Annotated in this window: 21 protein-coding genes and 1 pseudogene; 4 read left to right on the plus strand and 18 right to left on the minus strand. The window is 45.6% G+C overall.

Going from position 1 to position 21,016, the window contains the following annotated elements:
• Positions 1-43: 43 nt before the first annotated feature.
• Positions 44-376 carry a hypothetical protein gene (locus H6G26_RS29625; RefSeq protein WP_347242519.1) on the minus strand — a complete coding sequence of 111 codons (333 nt, stop codon included), beginning with the start codon at positions 374-376 and terminating at the stop codon, positions 44-46.
• A 277-nt stretch (positions 377-653) separates the two neighbouring features.
• Between H6G26_RS29625 and H6G26_RS29630 the strand changes: the two genes are divergently transcribed.
• Positions 654-890: a hypothetical protein gene (locus H6G26_RS29630; protein WP_190733893.1), complete on the plus strand. Its 237-nt coding sequence runs from the start codon at positions 654-656 to the stop codon at positions 888-890.
• Between the two features lie 600 nt (positions 891-1,490).
• On the opposite strand, the gene H6G26_RS29635 is transcribed toward H6G26_RS29630, so the two are convergent.
• The 11 genes and pseudogenes from H6G26_RS29635 to H6G26_RS29675 form a co-directional block, all read right to left on the minus strand.
• Positions 1,491-2,021, minus strand: coding sequence for an NAD(P)/FAD-dependent oxidoreductase (locus H6G26_RS29635; protein ID WP_190733895.1), 531 nt, complete (start codon positions 2,019-2,021; stop codon positions 1,491-1,493).
• An 8-nt stretch (positions 2,022-2,029) separates the two neighbouring features.
• On the minus strand, positions 2,030-2,158 hold the full coding sequence (locus H6G26_RS43910; protein ID WP_277883927.1) for a hypothetical protein: 129 nt from the start codon (positions 2,156-2,158) through the stop codon (positions 2,030-2,032).
• Between the two features lie 150 nt (positions 2,159-2,308).
• Positions 2,309-2,740 (minus strand): hypothetical protein, encoded by a 432-nt coding sequence (locus H6G26_RS29640; RefSeq protein ID WP_190733897.1) that lies wholly within the window; start codon positions 2,738-2,740, stop codon positions 2,309-2,311.
• Positions 2,741-2,766: 26 nt separating this feature from the next.
• Positions 2,767-3,878 (minus strand): IS630 family transposase gene (locus H6G26_RS29645; protein ID WP_190733899.1). Its coding sequence is split into 2 segments (ribosomal slippage): positions 2,767-3,467 and positions 3,467-3,878, totalling 1,113 coding nucleotides; the frame shifts between segments, so codons are not numbered across the junction.
• A 53-nt stretch (positions 3,879-3,931) separates the two neighbouring features.
• Positions 3,932-4,288 carry a hypothetical protein gene (locus H6G26_RS29650; RefSeq protein WP_190733901.1) on the minus strand — a complete coding sequence of 119 codons (357 nt, stop codon included), beginning with the start codon at positions 4,286-4,288 and terminating at the stop codon, positions 3,932-3,934.
• 147 nt (positions 4,289-4,435) lie between these two features.
• Positions 4,436-4,645 (minus strand): zinc-binding dehydrogenase, encoded by a 210-nt coding sequence (locus H6G26_RS43915; RefSeq protein ID WP_229563378.1) that lies wholly within the window; start codon positions 4,643-4,645, stop codon positions 4,436-4,438.
• Positions 4,646-4,700: 55 nt separating this feature from the next.
• On the minus strand, positions 4,701-5,705 hold the full coding sequence (locus H6G26_RS29660; RefSeq protein ID WP_190733903.1) for an SDR family oxidoreductase: 1,005 nt from the start codon (positions 5,703-5,705) through the stop codon (positions 4,701-4,703).
• 350 nt (positions 5,706-6,055) lie between these two features.
• Positions 6,056-6,805: an SDR family oxidoreductase gene (locus tag H6G26_RS29665; RefSeq protein ID WP_190733906.1), complete on the minus strand. Its 750-nt coding sequence runs from the start codon at positions 6,803-6,805 to the stop codon at positions 6,056-6,058.
• Between the two features lie 113 nt (positions 6,806-6,918).
• Positions 6,919-7,129, minus strand: a pseudogene (locus tag H6G26_RS44320) (alpha/beta hydrolase); the annotation flags it as partial.
• Positions 7,126-8,058, minus strand: coding sequence for an NmrA/HSCARG family protein (locus tag H6G26_RS29670; protein WP_347242520.1), 933 nt, complete (start codon positions 8,056-8,058; stop codon positions 7,126-7,128). The pseudogene H6G26_RS44320 and the gene H6G26_RS29670, both read right to left, overlap by 4 nt.
• Positions 8,059-8,436: 378 nt before the next feature.
• Positions 8,437-9,678 carry a glycosyltransferase gene (locus tag H6G26_RS29675; RefSeq protein ID WP_190733910.1) on the minus strand — a complete coding sequence of 414 codons (1,242 nt, stop codon included), beginning with the start codon at positions 9,676-9,678 and terminating at the stop codon, positions 8,437-8,439.
• Between the two features lie 344 nt (positions 9,679-10,022).
• On the opposite strand from H6G26_RS29675, the gene H6G26_RS29680 reads away from it, so the two are divergent.
• On the plus strand, positions 10,023-13,715 hold the full coding sequence (locus H6G26_RS29680) for an NB-ARC domain-containing protein (protein ID WP_190733912.1): 3,693 nt from the start codon (positions 10,023-10,025) through the stop codon (positions 13,713-13,715).
• Between the two features lie 18 nt (positions 13,716-13,733).
• Here the strand turns inward: H6G26_RS29680 and H6G26_RS29685 are convergent, their stop codons facing one another.
• The 6 genes from H6G26_RS29685 to H6G26_RS29710 form a co-directional block, all read right to left on the minus strand.
• Positions 13,734-14,774: a transaldolase family protein gene (locus H6G26_RS29685; RefSeq protein WP_190733914.1), complete on the minus strand. Its 1,041-nt coding sequence runs from the start codon at positions 14,772-14,774 to the stop codon at positions 13,734-13,736.
• A gap of 44 nt (positions 14,775-14,818) precedes the next feature.
• Positions 14,819-15,595, minus strand: a complete 777-nt coding sequence (locus H6G26_RS29690; RefSeq protein ID WP_190733916.1) for a type 1 glutamine amidotransferase domain-containing protein — start codon at positions 15,593-15,595, stop codon at positions 14,819-14,821.
• Between the two features lie 48 nt (positions 15,596-15,643).
• On the minus strand, positions 15,644-15,817 hold the full coding sequence (locus H6G26_RS29695) for a hypothetical protein (protein ID WP_199327147.1): 174 nt from the start codon (positions 15,815-15,817) through the stop codon (positions 15,644-15,646).
• A gap of 99 nt (positions 15,818-15,916) precedes the next feature.
• A complete protein-coding gene (locus H6G26_RS29700) occupies positions 15,917-16,417 on the minus strand; it encodes a cupin domain-containing protein (RefSeq protein ID WP_190733918.1) in 501 nt (166 codons plus the stop codon).
• 306 nt (positions 16,418-16,723) lie between these two features.
• The gene (locus H6G26_RS29705) at positions 16,724-16,972 is read right to left on the minus strand and encodes a hypothetical protein (protein WP_190731864.1); all 249 of its coding nucleotides are present in this window, start codon (positions 16,970-16,972) and stop codon (positions 16,724-16,726) included.
• A gap of 328 nt (positions 16,973-17,300) precedes the next feature.
• Positions 17,301-18,011: a sigma-70 family RNA polymerase sigma factor gene (locus H6G26_RS29710; protein WP_347242521.1), complete on the minus strand. Its 711-nt coding sequence runs from the start codon at positions 18,009-18,011 to the stop codon at positions 17,301-17,303.
• Positions 18,012-18,363: 352 nt separating this feature from the next.
• Between H6G26_RS29710 and H6G26_RS29715 the strand changes: the two genes are divergently transcribed.
• Positions 18,364-18,810 carry a hypothetical protein gene (locus tag H6G26_RS29715; RefSeq protein WP_190733920.1) on the plus strand — a complete coding sequence of 149 codons (447 nt, stop codon included), beginning with the start codon at positions 18,364-18,366 and terminating at the stop codon, positions 18,808-18,810.
• Between the two features lie 205 nt (positions 18,811-19,015).
• Positions 19,016-20,929, plus strand: a complete 1,914-nt coding sequence (locus H6G26_RS29720; protein ID WP_242053956.1) for a strawberry notch-like NTP hydrolase domain-containing protein — start codon at positions 19,016-19,018, stop codon at positions 20,927-20,929.
• Positions 20,930-21,016 lie beyond the last annotated feature (87 nt).

Raw genomic sequence — 21,016 nt, forward strand, 5'->3', positions numbered from 1 at the left:
TCTGAAGTAACGAGGAGGACAGTCAAACATTATTTAACAAACGTTAATTTGCAATTTCAGCTTCCAACAAACTCAACAATTTCTCTTCTAAAACCGTCAAATAAGCCCGATTCACTTTCTCTAACGATTCCAAAAACTTCTGCACCGACTCCTCCAGCCCACTCGAATACACCCGTGATATGCGATCGCATATCACCTGCATTTGCTCACACTCGGCAGGCAGGTAATCGTAAGATTTGAGGTGTTGTAACCCTACGGCGTACTCACTATCCCACATTTTCACGATGCAACTAAAGTCATTCACTGCGCTGACAATTGCCCAACAGCCACCTTTGCCTCTGAGTTCTGGGTTGTCTTTGGCAAGGATTTGACACACTTCGCCAATTGGGTAACTGTTGGGTACTTAGGTGCGTTCCATAATTTGTTGCACCCATCTTTAACAATGCGATGAGTGGTACTTTACTATTGGCTCGTTGTACGCCGTCTGCTAAACCTCTTGTTTTCGCCCAGATCACATTAATTAAGGTTTAGCTTTACATTTACTAATCCTTTAGTAGAAGTATATTCCCGACCAAAACTTTTCTTAAGAAAGAGGTATTAATTAAAAACTTTATTAACAATTGTAAAGATAGTCCCAAAAATCAACGCAATCTATGCAATCACCAGAAGCTCAAACAACAAAATTCGAGAGTAAAGCTCCTTTGTCAAAGGATACTACTTCCCATATTCAGCCCGAATCAAAAACTGAGCCAATAACTCAGGTACAATCAGATAGCGTGCTGACCCGCGAACAATTGCCTAACAAAGGATTTCGTATTACCCTCACCCTGATTACTAGCGTGATTATTCTAAGTGTCGTCGCCATTTACTTCGGCATTATTCATCCTTAGTACATTGTTACAAAACCGAATGGCACGCCCCTTAAAGCTAAATCGACTATAAGACTTATGGGTGTGGGGTTTAGTAATCAAGGAATTTATTAAGGTTGCACTTAATTTTGGCTTTTCTGATTTTTTCCTACACTCTGCACCCAACCTTTGATGCCGTAAGGCGTTGATTACAGACAATGAAACAGAAGATTAACGATCGCCTGCAATCCTGCCCAAACCTTTGATGCCGCAAGGCGTTGATCACCACTGCTAAATCTGGAAATTAAAACTCCCAAAGGCTTGAGCGTGATTGGCCTCTCCCAAAGTTACAGAAGAGGGCTAATCCTATATTCTCGCTCAATCAAACCCAACAACTTCTCCTCTACCGCAGTCAAATACGGTCGCTTCAACTCACCCAGGTACTTCAACATAGCACTTGGGGCATCTTCTAAGCTTTCATTTTCCCGTAACCGACTGATGCGCTCACTGATTAAGGCATCACCGTGCCGAAAGAGATAATTTGTACGCTAAGGCTGAAACCAAGATGGGGCAGGCTTTCCAAGACGTGCTTTCTACCATCATTTTTGTGAAATAACTTATAGTTATACTGCTAGTTTTGATCTAGTTTGAACGAAAAATCGTCGTTTCACGCACTTGAAATTTTCTTAGCGTACTGTTTTCCCGGATTGGCACGGTGATGCCAGGTTGATCTCGCACTTCCCAACCATGACAGTAAGGACAGTGGAAAATGCTGCTACCCCAGAGTTTTGCGAATCCATCAATTGCCGGAAGTGAATCTTTCATACCCGTGGCTAACAGTAGTTTGCGACCAACAAATTGGTTGCCATCACTCAGGGTGACTTGAAAGCGATCGCCCAATTTTTGAGCATCAACCACTTCGCCCACCTGAATTTCAACATCATCGTAAGAATGCAATTGCTCTCGTCCAATTTGCAGCAGTTGTGCAGGTGAAATTCCATCTCTAGAAAAGAAACCATGAGCAGCATGAGCAACTTGATTGCGTGGCTTTCCAGCATCGCAGACCAAGACCCGTTTGCAGGCTCGTCCGAGCATCAAGGCAGCAGTTAAACCTGCTGGGCCGCCACCGACGATGATCACATCAAAAACATCAGTCTGTGAGTTAACGTTCATAGCTTGTTCTAAATGTTGTTGGCATTGAGTGAGTTGACATTAAGAGAAAATTGAAACCTACCATTGAGTGCATTAGGCGATCGCAACCGCATGGAGCCAACGCTACAGGGGCCAATCAGCGTGGAACTGATCGTCATGCCATGTTCGGTTGCGATACCATGACAACACGGTTTTAGCCTGAAATGCCCCCCAGCATGGCAATCAATCCGCAGGCAGCAACTACTGTGATCGCGCCCCACTTAAACTTGTTTCCACTTTCTCTAAGCAGATTTGCCCAGCAAAGGCACTCAGGTACTAACGCCGCTTCTAAAAATCAGAACTGCTAAGGATTTGTGTAAAAATAACCTGAACAATTTTTGTGCGAAAGCTAGATTTAGCAAGCTATTCCAAATAAATTTTGTACAACTTATTTTTACATGATACCTAAGTGGTAAACCCACGATGTCTGCATAGGCGGCAGCGATCGCACAAGCACTGATCGGAATCGTCACTAGCAGACCCACACCCAGCAGCAAAATACCTGCTAGATTTAGTAGTACCAACACAAAAGCAAAGTTAAGGAAAGAGAACCAATTTTTGGAAATCAGCTTGCGGCTAAACTCCATCCCAGCCCAGAAATTCATCTTCCTTTCGAGTACTAAAGGCAGTGCAAAGATGTAGGCGACTGCTAGGTAAAGACCAGGAATGAGAAGCAGTAATAACCCAATAGCAATCACCATGCTAGTAGTCTACCAAGGCAATTTTGCTAGGTTAAACTCGGATATAAACGCTGCATTTTTCTGCGAGCATCTTTAGTTTGAAAACTCCAATAGACACTGGCTTTTTGTTGATTACGTTCTTTTTCCCAAGCGGCAATCTCAGAAGTTAATGTTTCTGCATTAGGAATACGCCGTTCTAAACACTGGCGAGATAAAACAGATAATTCAATTTCTACTTGATTTAGCCAAGAAGCGTGTTTAGGAGTATAGTGAAACTCTAATTTTTGAATAATGCGGCGTGCTTCTTGTGGAGAAAAAACTTCATATAAAACACTTGGAGTATGAATGTTTAGGTTATCAACTACTAAACGAATTACATCAGCATCACGATAATAAACATATACTAAATCTTTCAACTGTTTAGCGAAGTCTACTTTTGTACGACGCTGCGTGACTTCAATGTGTCTCCACCCTGCCAAAGGTTCAAAAAAAGCAAATAAATTTACGACTCCGTTGCGTTTGTATTCATAGTCATAACGCTCAGGCTGTCTTGGTTCTGCGGGTATTGGAAGTCTTACTTCTTCTACTAACTGATATAAGCGTTCATCTAAGCAAAGTACAGGTTTTTTCGGATTATACTGCTCATTGTATAAGTCTAATACATCTTCCATCCGCAACACAAATTCTGCGTTTACTTCTGGAATACACCATTGTTCTTTCAACCAAGGCTTAATTTCATTTTTTTTAAAGTTTGACGTACTGTTTCATCTGATATTGAATCTATGATACCAACGTTCACTAAATGATCTGCTAATAATTGCATTATCCAACGCACTCTTCCTTCTGGCGGATTAGAACAAGCAGTCGCAATCAAAAATGCTTCTTGCTTTTCATCCAATTTTTTAGATTTTGGTGGATGTTCCCCATCCTTTAAAGCAAACTCTAATCCGCCAATAACAAACTTTTCTCTTGTCCTTTCCACCGTAGCAACATGAACTCGCACTGTGGCAGCGATCGCCGTGTCCGTTTCTCCCTCAGCCGCCATCAAAAGAATGTTTGCACGGGTGATAGTTCTTGCTTTGTGCTTTCCTTTTTTGAGGATTGCTTGCAATTGTAAAACTTCATCTTCGCTTAAATCTACAATATACTTTTTTGCCATGCTCAACCCCTTTTTTGACTAGTTTATCACTCAGAGGGTCTTACCTAGCAAAATTACCTTGGTGGACTACTAGAAACGAGACTGACTAGGAAAAGCGGCAGGTAGTTATTGAAACCCCTGAAGAAATCACCAAACGTTGTGTCTCGATTTTTCAAAAGTTTAAATGCCACGATTAAAAATCCTGCATTTAAAGGGCCAGAAATTAAGAGACTGATGAATGACTCCAGAGTGACAGACTGGCTAACTATGGCGATCGCAATGTTAATCAAGAAAGCCACAAGTGTAAAGCCAACAAACCCACCAGGATTTTTCTTGAATGTTTTCCAGCCACTGCCAATGTACTGGCTAATCTTAACTGTGTAGCTTTTCTGAAGTATGCCTTCAAGCCCCGTTGACCCGTAACCTTCCATAGTCGTTCTCTCCAAAATGCAAAAATATTTAAAATTTGGTGGCCCCAATTTAAGTACGACGTTGAATCCCCTTCTAAATTGAACCTTCTGCCTTCTGCCTCCTGCTTTCTTCAACTCTCCGAAGAAGACTTTTCTGAATTGTTTGGGTTAAATTGTGATGACAATCTTTCCTGATGCCAGATTAGATGACATATATTGCATAGCTTCAGGCAGTTTCTCTAGCCCCTGAAATTCGCGATCAATGGTAATGGGCAAGGAACCATCCGCCAATCCTTGACCAATAAATTCTTTGGCACGAGCAAAAGCTTCTTCATCTTGAACCAATCCAAAGTGACGATTTCCAGTGAAATCAAACACTTTATAGCCGTGGAAACAGAATGTGGGCAGAACCTAATACCTTGATTAAAGGTCTTTACCCTGGAAATCCACTTAACGCGGCAGCAAATCCGAAAGCGGTGGCAATCGCTACCGTACCCCATTTGAATGGCGGGTTGCGATCGAGCCAATCCGTGAAGCTGGGGACGCTCAACTTGCCAAAGTCGCCCTCTACAGTGTCGTAACCAGAGATTGGGGCATATAGGTTATCGGGGGCATCTGCCGATTTTGGCTCACCTGTTAGTTGAGCGGTAAAGCCAACCTGGAGAAATAAGCGATCGACAATCGAGGGGGCAATGCGTTGCAGCATCTCTAATATTCGCCCCATATCACCCACAACAAAGTCACGGGTAGGATGTTCAGCCACATATAAAATAGCATCGGCAACGGTACTGGGTTTGTTGTAAGGCGGTAATCCGGCAGGCGCTACTCCCATCCTCGTCCGAATTTTGTTGAAAATGGGTGTATTCGTGATGGCGGGCATCACATTCGTGACGCTGATTGGCTGTTTTTGGTGCTGCAATTCAATTCGCAGGGAGTCTAAAAAGCCTGCCATACCATGTTTGGAGGCTGCATAGGCACTTTGCAAGGGAAACGGAACTCTCGCCGCTAACGAGGAAACATGAATGAGTGCACCGCCGCCTTGTTTGAGGTGCGGTAGAGCCACCATTGCGCCATAAGCTTGCCCATTCAGGTTGACATCAATGACTCTTTTGAATTCTTCTGGTGTGATTTGGTCAAATGGTGCAACGATGCTGGTTCCAGATAGATGTACCCAGGTATCGAGTCGTCCGTAAGTGGCAATGGTCTGATCGGCGATCGCTTTCACCTGTTCAAATTCGCTGACATCGGCAATGACGGCGACCGCTTCTCCGCCCAACTGTTTGATCTCCTCCACCAAAGTTGCCAACCCAGACTCGCTACGAGCAGCAACAACAACTTTTGCCCCTTTTTTAGCAAACCGTAGGGCTGTCTCCCTGCCAATTCCACTAGAAGCGCCAACGATGGCGACTACTTGCTGACTGATAGGTTTTAATTTCATGGGTTCTACTCCTAAAATTGAATTTCTTTGAATACAGTCCACAATGCTTGCGGCGAATAATTGCCAATGCTTACACCCGGGTTCATCCCTCTGAGAAAGATGTCTCACAGCAACGTCTAGTGTCAGTCCTTGAGGAACGATAGAAGGTCGTTGTTGAGTTGTTCCTTGTGCGTATCGGTTAAACTGTGGGGTGCGCCTGGGTACACTCTTAGGTTGGAATGCTTCACCAGTTTGGCGGCGGCTAGCGAGAGGATCAGATGTTGGCGGTTTCAGGGTTTTGTCAACAGATTTGGCGGAAACTGCTCCACGCCTCCTCGACGAGATAGTAGCCCTGATTTTTATTGTCTTGATCAGCTCGCTGTGAATCCGCCATCTACGACCAAAGGTTGGCCAGTAATGTAGCTGGCAGCATCAGAGCAGAGAAAAACCACGGCTTGAGCGATTTCTTCTGCCTGACCCATGCGTCCCATTGGCACCATAGACGCTAAAGCATCTGCCGTGCTGCCCAACCTGTCATCCGTCATCTGAGTCGCAATCAAGCCAGGATTAATCGCATTGATCCGAATACCCTGTTTGGCATAGTCGAGCGCTGCCCCTCGTGTCAGCCCCATGACCGTATGTTTACTCGCGCTGTAAATAGATACCCCTGGAAATGAAACTAAACCTCCGACTGAGGAGTTGTTGACAATCACTCCAGATCCTTGAGACAGCATTTGCCCAATCTCATGTTTCATACACAAAAAGAGTCCCCGCACGTTGATTGCCATGAGTTTGTCAAAGTCTTCGATCAATTGTTCATGCAGGGGTTTTGGAGGTAGATCAATCCCTGCATTATTGAAGGCACAATCGAGGCGTCCGTAAGTCTCAATTGTCTTTTGTACTAATGCTTTGACATCTTCCTCACTCGATACATCTGAACGTACAAATAAACATTCAGCGCCAGCATGACGAATCATTGCAGCGGTTGCTTCTCCTTCTAGGTCGCGCCTACCTGAAAAAACAACCTTTGCACCTGCGGTTCCCAGTGCCAGAGCAGTCGCTTTACCGATTCCTGACGTGCCTCCAGTGACTAAAGCGACTTTGTTCTCAAGTGTAATCATTCTTACCTCTGCTTTAAAGTTGATACGAGTGAAAGATTAAACATTCCAGTTTCTCGTGGCGATCGCATCTGGAGTCAACGTACTTTTGCGGAGTTCTTGCAAAAAACCTTCGAGATCAGTGCGGCTTTTGCAACTCGTGCTGTGCCGTGGCGACCGATATAGCGGACAACTTCACCGCCACCTGTAGAGAATCCAATCAGGGTAGCCCCATCTATTATCTAGCGTTTCAATCAGCGTAGCGAGGTCGTAGGCATAGGTATCCATCTCATTTCCGTTCCAGGGTTGGCTCGATCCCCCATGCCCCCGACGATCATGAGCGATTACGGTTGATTTTGCCAGTCGTGGTCGCGCAAATAAGATTCAAAGTTGGTCGGTGCAGGAAAATCACGTTTCAACTGTGCTAAATCCGCTGCGTAGCCGACGTTCTCAAACCAGCGATACATGATAGTCAATTCCTCTCCAATTTGCTGCTCAAACGCTTCAAACGGAATTTGTTGGTATTTGACGGTTTTTCCTAAAACACGGCTGAACGCAGCAGCGATTTCCGACATGGTCATGTCCACACTGGCAACTTCAATTTCGCCCTTCATGAAGTCTGCGGGGCGATCGAATACATCAGCGACCATCTCCCCATAATCTTCTTCAGAAAGCTGCTGCAACTTCGTCTCAGGACTCAATGGCTGAAATAGCGTTCCGGCTTCAACCATTGGGCGCATCATGTTGTAATTGTAGAAGAAGAAAACTGGTCGCATGATTGTGTAGGGCAACTTGCTCGCTCGGATATATTCTTCGACTTGAAACTTGCTGTCGAAATGCGGAATACCCGTGTTGCGTTCGGCGCTACCCACCGAACTGTAGACGAAGTGCTGGATGCCCGCCGATGAAGCCGCGTCTGCAACCGCTTTGCCCTGGCGGATTTCGGTGTCTAATCCATCTTGAAATATCTGTAGCGAAAAAACGCCGTAGGCACCTTGCAAAGCGCGATCGAGGGAAGCGCGATCGTTGAGATCTCCGACTGCGAGTTCTGCACCTGCTTGTTCGAGGGCAAGAGATGCAGGCTTGTTGGGGTCACGCACCAAAGCGCGAACCTTGAAATTGCCGCGTTGCAAAAGATGACGGGCCACTGCGTTTCCCTGATTGCCTGTAGCTCCGGTGACTAAGATAAGTCTTTCTGCGTTGATTGACTGTGGCATGGGATTCCTCCTGAATTGGTATGGGTTGGGTTCAAGGCAACGATGGCGCTGACTCGACATTTACCTTGTTGTTCTCATTCTTCAACAGACATTCGATTTAGTCCACGCAAGTTCCTTGAGTTAAAGCTGCAACTTATCGTCAAGCGTGGTATACTTCAGGAAAAAAAGGCACTGATTCAGTGGTTTGTAATTCGCATAAAAGGGTGCAGCCCGTTATAAAAAAGATTCGCTTTGCCCTTTTCCTCAAACCGCATCCCACCGGAAAACTTCGAGTTACCCTTTCCGGGGTAGATAAAATTTATCGAAGCCGCTCCAATCGAGCCTGGTGTAAAGAGAAAATAGAAAGAAATTAGACTCAGTGGAATTCCTTTGGGAAGACCGACATTAACCCTATTTTTCAAACGGTCGATGGCTCAACAACACACGCTTCGATCCGTCTTAGCACTCCATCTCTGTGTTGTGGCTCACGAACTCCAGCGCAAGCTCCTTTGCCTGCTTACTATACACAGGGTTGTCGAGAACTTCTCTCGCCGCTGCACGTAATTCCTCTGCCGTTGCCTGATTGGTTCTTAGGTCGATTCCGACACCAGCCCACTGCACATGCGCCGATACCTCCCCTTTGTCCTCCGTCATCCCTGCCGAGACTATTGGAATCCCATGCGCGATCGCAAGATTTACCGTGCCATATCCTCCGTTCGTGAGTAGCAGATCTACACTCGGCATAATCAATTCGTAAGGCAGAAACGGCACGACATGGGCATTTGCCGGAATCTCGGTAAGAATCGACTCGATCGGTTGTCCTCCCGTGGTTGCCAGAACGATCACGTCCTCTTCTTTGGCGAGGCCAGTTAATGTCGGACCAATGAGTTGCCCAAGGTTTCGGTTCGCGAGCGTTCCCTGAGTCACAAGAACTAGGCGCTTTGTCCGATCGAGTTCATGCCACCACGTTGGTAGCGCAGGCTGCCCTGGGGGCATCGGTAGAAGACCGATATAGTGCACATGCGACAAGGAGGACGAATCATCCGAATATTGGAAACTCTCGATTCCCGGTTGCAGATAAAGATCGGGCAGCACAGACATACTTTCCAGGGGGGAACACGATAGCGGACTGCAGCCAAGTTCGGCTAGAGCCTTATCTACCCCAGCCTTGGCTGGCTTATGATACACACGCTCTCGTCTCTCACGTTCTGCAAGCTGCTCTTTCTCCGACATGCCCGGTTGTGGCGGACTGTTCTTCGCACTGAACAGATTCAGCAGCTGAACGCCCAGATGCACAATCGCGGGACGTTCCTCGCGTGCTCCCAGAAGCATCGGCAGCGTACCGAAGAACATCGCATCTGTCAGAATGACATCCGCAGGAAAGTCTTGCAGAGCCTGCTTGAGTCCTGCTGCCTGCCCACCGATCTTTTTCGCAAAGAAATATTCGAGGTCGAAGGCTGACAGCTCCAGACCTGGATTCTTCGCCTGCCTCAGATCCAAGTAGAGAGGCATCGCATCGGTGAAGTTGTTGGTTTCCGGAGGCTCCGCAGTAAACGGCACCCCTGCCGCTTCCACCATTAACCTCAACTCAGGTGCCGTCTGTACAACTACCTTGTGATTGTGTTTTATAAGAATATTGGCGACTGCTAGCAGTGGATTCAAATGTCCTAGGGCGGCTGTTGATGCAATTAATATTTTCATTGGAAATCCTTCAGTATGGTTCGGTTACATCTTTAAGCGGTTGCTTTACTCATGGATTCTTGCAAGACGGGTTTTCGGATTTGGGCTTCCAAATACCGCCCTATTTGTTTTCTTGATGGTCTGATTGCCCGCCAAGGTAGTTAACCTAGCTTTCAATCATGTCTTCATTCTTCAACAGACATTCGATTTAGCCCACGCAAGTTCATTAAGTTAAAGCTGCAACTTATCGTCAACCGTGGTATTCTTCAGGAAAAAGACCCTGATTCAGTGGTTTGCAATTCGCATAAAAGGATGCAGCCCGTTATAAAAAAGATTCGCTTTGCCCTAAAATCGGCAATTTGCTTATGGATGCCAATGCCAAAAAATCCAAGCGCAGTAGAGTTGCCTCGGCACGAGTCCGAGGAGTCATCCTGTCGCCTCATGGATGGCAGCGATTTCAAGCGGCAAAACAGCAGGCAGAATCGGAGCAAACCTGGGGTAAGCGGTTCACGCAGGAGGATCTGAACGAACGCACAGGACTATCACTCAATACCCTCGCCCGAATCCTTAATCGCGAACTTGGTGTAGATCGGCAGTCGCTAGAGATCCTTTTTCAAGCATTTGGGCTGGAACTCACAAAGGATGATTATGCACCCCCTGTAGCAGCCTCTAAAACGTTAGAGTCGCAGCGAGAAGATCCGCAACAAGACTGGGATAACGCGGTTGATGCTAGGGTGTTTTATGGTCGTGAAACCGAATTGGCGCAACTTTGGCAGTGGATAGTGACCCAACGCTGTCGCGTGGTTGGGTTGCTGGGGATTGGCGGGATTGGCAAAAGTACGATCGCCGTCAAAGCAGCGCTACAGATGCAGTCTGAGTTTGAGATTGTGGTATGGCGATCGCTGGCGAATGCTCCCTCGTTCGACGAACTCCTGACCAGCCTGCTGAAATTTCTGATGCCGCTTCAGGGAGATGATCCGATCATCCCGGCTACGCTCGACGAAAAGCTTGTCTTATTGATGCAGTATTTGCGATCTAGGCGGTGTCTGTTGATTTTGGATAATGCTGAAACCATTCTGCACAGTGAGCAGGTGGGTCAGTGGAGATCGGGCTATGAAGCTTACGGGCAATTTTTAAGAACGCTGGGGGAAACGCCCCATCAAAGCTGTTGCTTGCTGACCAGTCGCGAAAAGCCACGGGAAATCGCGTTGATGGAAGGCGAACAGAGCGTAGTGCGATCGCTGCTTCTGGGTGGACTCACCCCCGATGATGGACGCGCCATTTTTCGGCAAAAGGGAGCATTTACAGGTTCACTTGCCCAGTGGCAAACCCTGATCAATCACTATGGCGGCAATCCTCTGGCGCTGAAGTTGGTCGCATCTGCCACGCAAGATTTGTTCAACGGCAGCATTGCAGAGGTTCTAACCTATCTTGAGCAGGGCGTTTTTGTCTTTGAAGACATCCGCAATCTGCTCGCTCACCAATTCAATCGCCTATCGGTAGAGGAACAGAAAATTCTCTACTGGTTTGCTATTCACCGAGAGCCGATGGCGATCGCAAAGATTCGTGAAAACGTTATCGGTGCAGCCTCACAACAAACCGTTCCCCAACAAGTAAATTCACTGCTTCGGCGGTCGCTACTCGAAAAAACAGATGGATTATTTTTCTTGCAGGCCGTTGTGATAGAATATGTCACACAACGGTTGATACAACAGGTCTGTACAGAATTTACAACCCGACAGCTTGATGTATGGCAAAGTCATTCATTGATTCGGGTGCAGGCAAAAGACTATATCCGAGAGATGCAATTACGATTCATCGTACAGCCTGTAATGGAATGGCTTTTATCGTCTTATCGAAATGTGTCAGAAGTTGAAGATAGAGCAAGGCTGCTCCTGGCACAACAGCGACAACAGCCAGAATATGGAGCAGGATATGCGGCAGGGAATTTGATCAATCTGCTGATACAGCTCAAAGTAGATTTGCAGAGTTCCGATTTTTCTTTCCTCGTGGTGCGGCAAGCCGACCTAAGACAGATTAATTTGGCGGGAGTCAATTTTCAAAATGCGAATTTAGCAACATCCCTTTTTTCTGAAACCTTGGGGATTGCAACATCAGTCGATATTAGCCCCGATGGTCAATGTTTTGCCGTGGGTGATGTAAGCGGGATGGTGTATCTGTGGAATGTTACATCCCATGAACTCCTCGCTACTTTTGAGGGACATAGCGGTGGGGTTTGGGCTGTTGCATTTAGTCCCGATGGCACGACGTTGGCGAGTGGCGGTAATGATACTGTAGTGCGATTATGGAATGTGCAAAGTGGGGAGTGCTTGCAGGTTTTGGCCGGGCACACGGGGCGAATTTGGTCTTTAAGCTTTAGCGCTAATCGTCAATGGTTAGCCAGTGGTAGTGATGATCAAACTGTGAGAGTGTGGAATTTACAGGGTGACTGTCTGCACGTTTTGAAAGGACACACCAAAAATGTTTATTCCGTTCACTTCTCGCCCAACACTCACGTTTTAGCCAGCGGCAGTAACGATACCTCGATTCGGATTTGGGATGTTGAGAGTGGAAAATGCTTAAATGTGTTGCAAGGGCATTCTTCTGGCGTTCGCTGTGTGCGTTACAGTCCAGATGGTCAATGGTTAGCAAGTGGCGATCTCGATGGCTGCATCCAACTATGGAGTCATCCATCTAATTCTAAAACGCATTCCCTCAATCCTGAATTCAAACCGCTGCGAGGGCATACCAACTGGGTTCGAGGCATTGTATTTAGTCCAGAGGGTAACACTTTAGTGAGTAGCAGTGATGATGAAACCCTTCGGATTTGGAATGTGCAAGACGGACACTGTATGAATATTCTGTCCGAGCATACTGGAGCTACTCTGGCAATCGCCATGAGTGCAGACGGTAAGCTATTGATCAGTGCTAGCCAAGACCGAACGGTACGGTTGTGGCAGATGCCAAGCGGACAAAGCATCAAAACGTTGAGCGGCTATACGACCTATGGAAAACACTCCTTGAGTTTTAGTCCCATCCCGTTGGCAGCATCTCAAAAGCAGAATGACTCTACCCCTGCGGGAACTGAGCCAGCCACTATGAGCCACCTGCTTGCCAGTAGTAGTAGCCAAGCGGGAACGATTCACTTATGGCAGTGGCAGGTTGATGGCGATCCACTCAGCTTGCTTCCCTGGAAAACCCTCTCCAGAGAAACCAGCCGAGTTTCAAATTTAAGCTTTAGCCCAGATGGTCAAATGATCGCCACCAATGGGCAAGATAGCTCAATTTTTCTATTGGATGTCCAAACAGGACAGGGCGATCACTGGATCGCTCATGATGCCCCCGTAATAGCGGTGCTTTTTAACCCCAAAGGGCGAACCTTGGCAAGCAGTAGTTATGACCAGACAGTACGCCTGTGGAATGTGCAAACTCGTCAATGCTTGCAAGTGCTACGGGGTCATCAGGGTAGCATTCAGGCGATCGCTTTTGATCCCAAAGGGCAAACGCTGGCAAGTGGCAGTTCTGACCAAACCATTCGCCTTTGGGATGTGCAAACTGGAGATTGCCTGCGGATGATAGAAGGGAACGGGGGTGGTCTTTACACGCTAGCATTTCATCCAACCGAGCCGATTCTGGCGAGCGGCAGTTTTGACCAAACCATTCGCCTTTGGGATATGCAAACTGGAGCCTGTCTGCGAATGTTACGAGGACATACCAGTGCCGCGTATACTCTCGCCATTAGCCCTGATGGTCAACTTTTGGCAAGTGGCAGTGACGATCAAACCGTGCGCTTGTGGAATCTGCAAACAGGAGAATGCCTTCATGTCATGTCCGGACATATCAGCTGGATCAGGTCAGTCATCTTTAGCTCTGACGGTCAAATTGTATTCAGTGGCAGTGACGATCGCACCATAAAACTGTGGGATGTCACTACGGGACGCTGTATCAAAACACTAATAGGCGATCGCCTCTATGAAGGCATGAATATTCAAGGCACAACAGGGTTGACAGTGGCTCAAAGAGCTACCCTTAAAGCACTAGGGGCAATTGAACATTGAAATGACATCCCTCTAGCCTCAGCGCCTTCGCTTGTGTTCAAGGGTGTCTAGCAACTGTTGAAAGGCGTTGAGTGATCGCGCCATTTCCTCGTTTACGAGTTGGTCAACTCGTTTATCCGAAAGTATTTCCGTTTCGCTTGTTAGAATCTGTTCATTGCTTTCATCGTCAATCAGCCTTGTAGGGAGTAGAGAAACCTTACGATACTTTAAGAGCGTTGACGGCTTTAGCATCATCACGGTTTCAGGAGTTGCTATCTGAAAATATTGCCATGCACATTCAGGCGGAATATCTGTGCAATCCCACACCAACCGCAGTGGCTTTGCCCCTTTAGGGAGCGAACGCTGGCGTTCACTTTGATAGTGTTCATAGAGTAGCCTGGATTGCATCATGCCAAACGATGTCTCTGGGTGAGCAATGAGTGGATTAATCGCCACATCCCACTGAGCAATGGCAAAACTGGCAAAGCAAACGCTGTTACTCACGGACTTTCCTCGCTGAATCTGCTTCTCTAATCCTCTGAGATAACTGTCAAAGACCTGGTTGTATACGTTTAGAGAAAACACTAACGTAGCATTCACATTCATGCCTTCGCGAAGCAGTTGTTCAATCACTGGCAACATTAATCGAGTTGCTGGGATTCTCAGCAATAAATTATTCCACCCTACAGCCCGCCAGATTTTTTGAGCGGCAGCGATCGCAGTTTCAGCTTCAAATAGCGTATCAGGTGGCAGATCGACTTGAACATAGCCATCTCTTCCTTGTGTATGAGTATGAACTTGTTTCAACCGATCAGCCGCTAATTGCATATCTCGCACCAGCAAGTATTCATAATCTGCTCGAGCGCTCTGGCTCATTCCTTGCTGTGCCAGCGTACTGAAGTCGCGATCATACGCATGTCCCTGGATGGCAAGATTCAACGCCTCAAAGTTCGAGCGTGCACCACTTAACCCATCCTCTTCAATGGCTTGTTGCAACTGACCACTGCTCACCCAGGTTCGCTCAAACCCATCAAGCCAAACGGATTGTCCACAGCCACGGAGTGATTGTAACAGGTTCATATTACAAACTTTATGCTTAAAGATTCAAACGTTCAATGTATGTTTTACTTTAAAAGCTGAACTATATCTTCAGCAACACCGAGCGCTGAAGCAGGATTTTGTCCAGTTACTAAGCGTTCGCTAACTACAATATGGGCTTGAAAATTTCGGGCTTCGGTATGTTTAGCTCCACGTTCTATGAGTTTTGACTCTAGCAAAAATGGCATGGTTTTTGTGAGTCCGACGGCTTCTTCCTCTTCATTGGTGAAGGCTGCTACTGTCTTATTAGCGACGAGATATGCTCCGTTAGATAGCTTAACATTCACAAGCCCAGCAGGACCGTGACATACTGCACCAACAACGCCGCCTTGTTCATAAATGGCTGCCGTTAGTTGAGCAAGTTTCTTATTGTCCGGAAAATCCCACATAGTCCCATGTCCACCTGCAAAAAAGATGGCTTTGTATTCAGATGGCTTAATTTCTTCAGGAGACAAAGTGTCTTTCACTTTGGCCATAGCTTTGGGATTATTGACAAACTGTTTATTGAGAGGATCGTTAAGTTTGTAGCTATTTGGATCTATCGGGGCTGCTTTTCCTGTGGGACTAGCAAACTCTACCTCAAATCCCGCTTGAGTGAATACTGCATGGGGATGAGCAGCTTCATCAAGATAAAAGCCTGTTTTCTTACCTGTATTCCCCAGTTGCTCGTGGTTGGTTAAAACGATGAGAATTTTATTAGGAGTATTGCTTGTTACAGGCTGTCTTTGAGCATTGGCTCCAAGACAGCTTGTAAGGCTTACGCCTGCAAATAAAACTGTCAAACTTGTTTTGAGGTTAAACATTCTTTAAATCTGCAATCAACAGAGATGAGTGTTATTTTTTGGCTTAATCTAGACAGCTACTGGTGTGAATAGCTTCACAATTCCTTCGGCAACCCCAGTGGCGGATGCAGGATTTTGTCCAGTCACTAAGCGATTGCTCACAACTACGTGTTTTTCAAACTTTGCTGCTTTCGTGTGGGTTGCACCCTGCTCAATCAATTTTGGGGCTAGTAAAAATGGCACGACATCAGATTACTATTATCTAGCACTTTCTGACATAAAACTACAAATTGGCATCGCTGTGGCAAGCTAAAAACTCTTCTGGCTCGATGTTTTAACCACTCAGGAGAGAGAAAATTTTATCCCATACTTTGTCGAAGCAATTTCAATGGCTTTTTCGATGTCGCCGGGACTCGGAGGAGGGTTTTCATTGCGCTCTTGTTCAGGGTTAACTAGCCGACCTACTTCTGCAAAAAACTGCTCAGGTCCAGAAGGTGTCGCTATCGTCAGCACTTTAGCAGGCTTTGACCCGATGTTCTTGAAACTATGGCGCAACCCCTTGGGAAAGTGGAGGTAGGTTCCTTGAGTTGCGACGGTAGTTTGTTCGTCATACTGGTACTCAACCTCACCTTCAAGAATATAGTGGCTTTCATCCGCTTGGTCATGAGAGTGAGGTGGTGTAATACTTTGTGGTTGCATTACCATTTCGTATAACGCATACGCTCCTCCCGTATCTTCTCCCACAGCGAGAAAGGTGTATAAATCACCTAGTACTAAATATGTGGAACCCTTACCAGGCTGAAGTAATGTAGCTTTGGGATTGAGGGTGATTTTTTTGTTCATGGCTTTTCTCCTAAATAGCTTATGGCGTAAGCTGTTGCGACATAAACTCAGTTTGCAAAATTTCCCCAAATAACACCACTCAAGATCCGCCAGTTAAACTCCAATTTAAGTGAATTGCTTTGCCGTTTGTCCTGAAAACTTTGCAAGTCATAGAATCGAAGGCGAAGAATTCAGTGGACAGATTCAGCCTATTATTGGATGAGTAATTTCTGGATTTTATTTAATCCACCTTCCTAATGAGGTTTAACCCAGTTTTTTGTTTCAATGATTCTTATACCCCTGTTAGGAAATTTTCTTGCGAACAAATCATCCAGCTATATCTTTACCACTCTTGTAAGTCATAGCTCTGGGTTTTCTCTTTTTGAGAGGGACTACTGATTTCTTGGGTGCTTGTGGAGGACGGCATTGCTCACAGTAGAGCGGTCGGACACCAAAGGTTTCTCGTTGTGTGGGCTGTTCGCACTGCTTACATACGAAGTTGAAAACGCGAGTGTGAATTTCCCGCTTATGCGCTCTAACGGTGTACTCTCGGACATCAATTGTTTTACTGGGCATCGGTTCTTTCTTCGGTGTTCTATTTATAAGGATAGTTTCTAGATAGCAATATATTCATACACCATTTGATTGAAACAGGGATAAAAACAAGTAACAAGTCGGAAGTCGCAAGTCGGAAGTAAGATAAAAAACTCCAGTTGTGGAATACAAGTCCACTTCAAAAAAAGAATTATGTCAATACATTTAGTACCAGACATAAAGTGTCCTTGTTTCAAGCTCACGACAACAGTTGTCGGTACACTTGCGATTTGCGACTTGTAACTTGCTACTGGGTCTGACAATCTCATGGTTTTTCGCCAGGGATTAAGCAGAGGCGATTGCCACCGACTCATGACGGATACGCGATCACACTCCTGATAGCCGCAAGTTCAGTTTCGCGCTCATCTCCGACTCGCATTTCTAGCGAGACTGGAGCGCGGGAAACGTGAAGATATTCCCGTATTTGATTGGGCAATACATTTAAGGATTCGGCTATTTCTGCTACAACTGGAGGACGACCCAGAGATTGAGACAGTTGCTGCTGTACTCTCCTAATTTTGTTTAACTTTTCGTTGATATGAATTGGTAAACGAATAGTGCGAGACTTTTCTCCGATCGCCCGTGTAATTGACTGTTTAATCCACCAGTAAACGTAGGTCGATAGTTTATAGCCTCGGTTGGGATCAAACTTTTCGATTCCCTTCTGTAAACCTAGTGCCCCTTCTTGAAGCAAATCGAGAAAATCTAAATTGTGGTTCTGGTATTTTTTGGCAACAGAAACCACCAACCGTAGGTTAGCTGTCACCATTTTCTCTTTAGCTTTTTGACCTTGTTGAATGATTGACTGTACTTCAGCTTCGCTTTGCCCAAGTGAGGTAGCTAATTCTCTTGTGGTTGCTTCTCGGTTTAGTTGAAGTGCGAGGCTTGAGCGCTGTTCTTCAATCGCCATCATCTGCTGCACAAGCCGAGCGTTTGTAATTTCTTGCTCAGGAGTTAGCAGAGGGTAGCGTCCGATTTCTTGAAGGTAGGAGCGAACAAAGTCGGTAGTTGAATTAGGCATACGAATACTTTTATTTTTCGTTTTAGTAAAATGTTTTATTTCAAGAATTAGCTAATAAATCAAATCTTAATCATAGACTTAAACCAATATTCATATTTGTCAAATATATTTATAGATATAATACTTGAAATCTTCAAATAGGTAAATACTAAAACCTGCTTTATTTTGTAACTAAGTTTTAAGGTAATGAAAAATTTGGTTGGATTAAATCAGAGGTACGCTACGCTAAATTTAGAGTGAAGTCCTCTCTTGAAGAGAGGATATGTTCAAATTCGCTTCACATTTGAACAAAGCTTAAAAACGCTTTGCGTAAATCAATTGAAAATTACAAATACTTAGTTGAGAAATAATCATGGATATGCAATCTCTACTTACTCTGGCAATAGTAGCCATCTTTTGGGCATTTGTTACTCTCGTTATATTCCAGTTCATTAGTGGACTATTTGTATCGGCTGCTTATGGTAGTAATGTGGTTTCGGTTAGCAATGGAAATATAGCCACTTCTACAATCCCATCAGTATCAAAAATAATCACACCACAAGCTCGAACTTTTGAGAAATTGCCAGATCCTTGGATGTTAGAAGATGAAGTTGTTCATCATACAAGCAATGAAGCAGTTGTTCTCTCATTCCCTACATTGAGATTGCTGCCTCCAGTTAAAGAAGTTTCGCCACAACAAAAACGTGCTACTCGTTCAAATAAAGCTAACAATGCTGCCAACAAATCACCGAAAACTAAAAAGGCTGATGTAAATTTTTCAGGCAAGCGCAAGCCAGGCAGACCGCGTAAAACTGCATAAAACTAAGAAGGTAAAAGGTGAAAGGGATAAAAATTTCCTTTCTCTCTTCCCTTTTACTAATACTTTATTCTTAGCCCCCGACTGATCAACGGAGGTTAACTTATTTCCTGAAAAATAGTGAACGTTATGTGCCCGTTTGATAGCTAACAAAGCCCACATATTAGCTTCGCTTTTTCAAGAGTGAAAATTAAAATTATATGGTTCAATGGTACAGCAACTTTTCACTCAAGGTTCTTTATTCGATTTGCAAACAGTAATTGATTATGGGCAGTCAGTTATTAATGTTGCCCAAGAGCTTGCAAAAGTTTTAATAGATAATCGCCCTCTCCCTACGAAAACTGTTTCTTCCCAGATGAATCGATACTTTCTAGGCACTGCTGCGTCCGGTGCGTGGGAGTGGAAAGACGCTTACGAAGCTATTGAAGTGGCGCAAATCTTATATCTGCGTCATCTGGGAATTAAGATTTTATCACAACAACCTCAAGTGGTTGTGCAACAATTAGAAGAATTAACAGCCCTCTGCCCGACGCATACTCGCCGTAGTGAAGAGTCAGTAAATCTTCAGCAATTCTCCACGCCTCTGCCGCTTGCTTATCTGGTAGCCAAATCAGGATTTGTACAAGCTACTGATTTGGTGCTGGAGCCATATGCCGGAACTGGTTTGTTAGCACAAATGGCTAAACTGCACAGTGCAAGTCTGATGCTCAACGAGCTTGCACCCGATAGAAGTAAGATTCTGCGACGGTTATTCCCTGGCACGCCATTATTCTCAGTAAACGCAGAACAGATTAACGACTATCTGGTTGGCAAGACTCAGCCCTCAGTTGTGCTGATGAATCCACCTTTCTGTGCATCTCCCAAAATCAGCAGTCGCAATCCCGACGCAACTCCTCGCCACATCAACTCGGCATTGCAAAGACTGGCTGACGGTGGACGGCTGGTAACAATCAGTGCCAACTGGTTCTCACCTAATAATCCCACTTGGCGCGAGACTTTTGTTAGGTGGCACTCAGAAGCACGAGTTTTAATGTCAGTCGGGGTTAACGGCAAGGTTTACTCAAAACATGGGACAACTATCGACACTCGGATTACAGTGATCGACAAAGTTCCGGCTGACTTCAGCGAAATCCCTTGTATTACTGAAACTTTGGATCTGCCTGAAATACTGGCACTAATTAAGCAGTTGCCACAGAGGTCTTCGTGGGAACGCTCAGATATCAAAGCTGCTGCGAGAGCAAAAGTTGTTCAATTGCCAAAACGTACTACAGTTGCACAACCAGAAACTGTTTCCTTTCTTCCAGACAACGTAGTAGTGCTGGAATATGAGGTTATCGAGTGGACGGCTAGTGAGGGTTTGAAAGACACCCTATACGAAACATATCGCCCACAACGAATCAGAATCAAGGACGCTTTACCTCACCCCTCGCTTCTTTGTGAAAGTGCAGCCCTAGCACTTGTCTCGCCACCAGCACCAACTTACAAACCGCATCTTCCTAGCAACATTATCACACAAGGCTTGTTATCAGAGGCACAACTTGAAAGCGTTATTTACGCAGGTCAGGCGCACTGTGAATTTCTGTCTGGGTCTTATATTGTTGATGACTCATGGGATAACGTGACTGTCGCGGCTCAGGGCGAAGAAAATGCGGTAAAATTTCGTCGTGGCTGGTTCTTGGGTGATTCCACGGGTTCTGGTAAGGGGCGACAGGTAGCTGGCATTATCCTCGATAATTGGTGTCAGGAACGAAGAAAAGCAATCTGGGTATCAAAGAGTTCTGCACTGATTGAGGATGCAAAACGTGATTGGTGTGCGTTAGGCGGTAGCGAAAAGGACATTATTGATCTGGGCAACATCAAGCTAGGCGACCCAATCCCGTTTACCCAAGGCATCCTATTCTGCACCTACTCAACTCTACGATCCCAAAAGAACGGCAAAAGTCGGCTTAAGCAAATCGTTGAGTGGGCAGGCAAGGACTTTGAGGGAGCGATCGCCTATGACGAGTGCCACGCGATGGGTAACGCAATGGCTCAAGAGGGTAAACTCGGTATGGTTGCAGCATCCCAGCAAGGCATTGTTGGGCTGCGGTTGCAAAACGCATTACCGCAGGCACATCGGTGAGAGGTTAGGACAAAGTACCTTTTGTCAATCAGTTAAAATACTCAAAACATTTAAATAAGAATGATAATCGCATTGAGGGTAGGGGGA

The organism is Nostoc sp. FACHB-888, from assembly GCF_014696655.1.
GTDB lineage: Bacteria > Cyanobacteriota > Cyanobacteriia > Cyanobacteriales > Nostocaceae > Nostoc.